Origin of the sequence: Streptomyces hainanensis (genome assembly GCF_004348415.1) — a bacterium.
In the GTDB taxonomy this organism is placed as follows: domain Bacteria; phylum Actinomycetota; class Actinomycetes; order Streptomycetales; family Streptomycetaceae; genus Streptomyces; species Streptomyces hainanensis.
Map to the genome: position 1 here is coordinate 1 of NZ_SMKI01000822.1, position 1,413 is coordinate 1,413.

Consider the following 1,413-nt stretch of genomic DNA (forward strand, 5'->3'; position numbering starts at 1 on the left):
AAGCGCGGTGGGAAGGGAGGCGCGGTGGCAAGGGCGCGGTGGCGGGGGCGCGCGGGCAGGCCGGAGCGGCGGTCCGCGGGCGGGAGGCCGCGGACCGCCTCAGCGGTCTTGGTACGCGCTGCAGACCCGCAGCAGGTCGATGTGGCGGCGCGAGGTCAGCAGCCAGCGGGGCGGGGCGGACGGCAGCGGGTACGAACAGTCGGCCGTCGGCCCTCCGTCACCCATCACACCCCGCCGTCCCGAGTCGTCAGCCCAACCGCCGGCTCACGGCCGGCTCCTCAGCCGGCCGCCGCGGCCGGCGCGCGCGAGGCCGCCAGCTCCGCGTCGCGCCTGGCCACCTCCTCGCGGACGAGGGGGATGACATGGCGCCCGAAGTCGATGGCGTCGTCCAGAAGGTGGTAACCCCGCGCCGAGATGATGTCCACTCCCAGGTCGTAGTAATCCAGCAGCGCGGCCGCGACCGTCTCCGGGGTGCCGACCAGGGCGTTGGAGTTGCCCGCGCCGCCGGTGGCGGCGGCGGTCGGGGTCCAGAGCGCGCGGTCGAACCGCTCGCCGCGCTCGGCGATGGCGATCAGCCGCTGGGAGCCGGTGTTCTCGGGTGTCGGCCGGTCGGCTCCCGCGCGCCGGGCCCGGATGGCGCCGACCGTGCGGTGGGCCTTCTCCCAGGCGAGTTCCTCGGTCGGCGCGATGATCGGGCGGAACGCGACCTGGATGCGCGGCACTTCGCGCCGCCCGGCCGCCGCGGCGGCGGCCCGCACCGCCTCGATCTGCTGCGCGGTCTCGGCCAGCGGCTCGCCCCACAGGCAGTAGATGTCGGCCTCGGCGCCGCCGGTCGCCAGCGCCGCCGGTGACGAGCCGCCGAACGACACGTCGGGCCTGGGCTGTTGCACCGGGAAGACGTCGCTCACGTAGTCGTGGAAGGCGTAGTGCTCGCCCTCGTGGTCGAACGGCTCGCGGCTGGTCCAGATCCGCTTGACGATCTGGATGTACTCGCGGGTGCGGGCGTAGCGCTGGTCCTTGGTGAGGGTGTCGCCCTCGCGGCGCTGCTCGTGGTCGTTGCCGCCGGTGATGAAGTGGACGGTGAGCCGGCCGCCGCTGATCTGGTCGAGGGTGGCGAAGGTGCGGGCCGCGAAGGTGGGTTGGGAGACGTTGGGGCGGTGGGCGAGCAGGATGTTCAGCCGGTCGAGCCGGGCGGCCAGGAACGCGGCGCCGGCCGCGGGGTCGGGCGATCCCGAGCCGTAGGCGAACAGCACGCGGTCCCAGCCGTGGTCCTCGTGGGCGCGGGCGAGGCGGAGCGTGTAGTCCGGGTCGAACGCGGCGCCGGAGCGTGCGGTGGTCTCCGAGCCGTCGTTGGTGGCGGCGATACCGAGGAATTCCACGGGCATGGCGATGAGGCCCTTCGATGGCGGGGTG

Annotated in this window: 2 protein-coding genes; both read right to left on the minus strand. The window is 74.6% G+C overall.

The genetic code is table 11. The features are described from left to right. Window positions 1-99: 99 nt before the first annotated feature. Window positions 100-225, minus strand: coding sequence for a hypothetical protein (locus E1283_RS39630; RefSeq protein ID WP_279571324.1), 126 nt, complete (start codon window positions 223-225; stop codon window positions 100-102). Window positions 226-278: 53 nt separating this feature from the next. Next, window positions 279-1,385: an LLM class flavin-dependent oxidoreductase gene (locus E1283_RS36215; protein ID WP_132822394.1), complete on the minus strand. Its 1,107-nt coding sequence runs from the start codon at window positions 1,383-1,385 to the stop codon at window positions 279-281. Window positions 1,386-1,413: the final 28 nt, after the last annotated feature.

Coding starts and splice junctions, on each gene's coding strand:
- E1283_RS36215 (WP_132822394.1), bottom strand. CDS start 1,385: ATGCCCGTGGAATTCCTCGGTATCGCCGCCACCAACGACGGCTCGGAG.
- E1283_RS39630 (WP_279571324.1), bottom strand. CDS start 225: ATGGGTGACGGAGGGCCGACGGCCGACTGTTCGTACCCGCTGCCGTCC.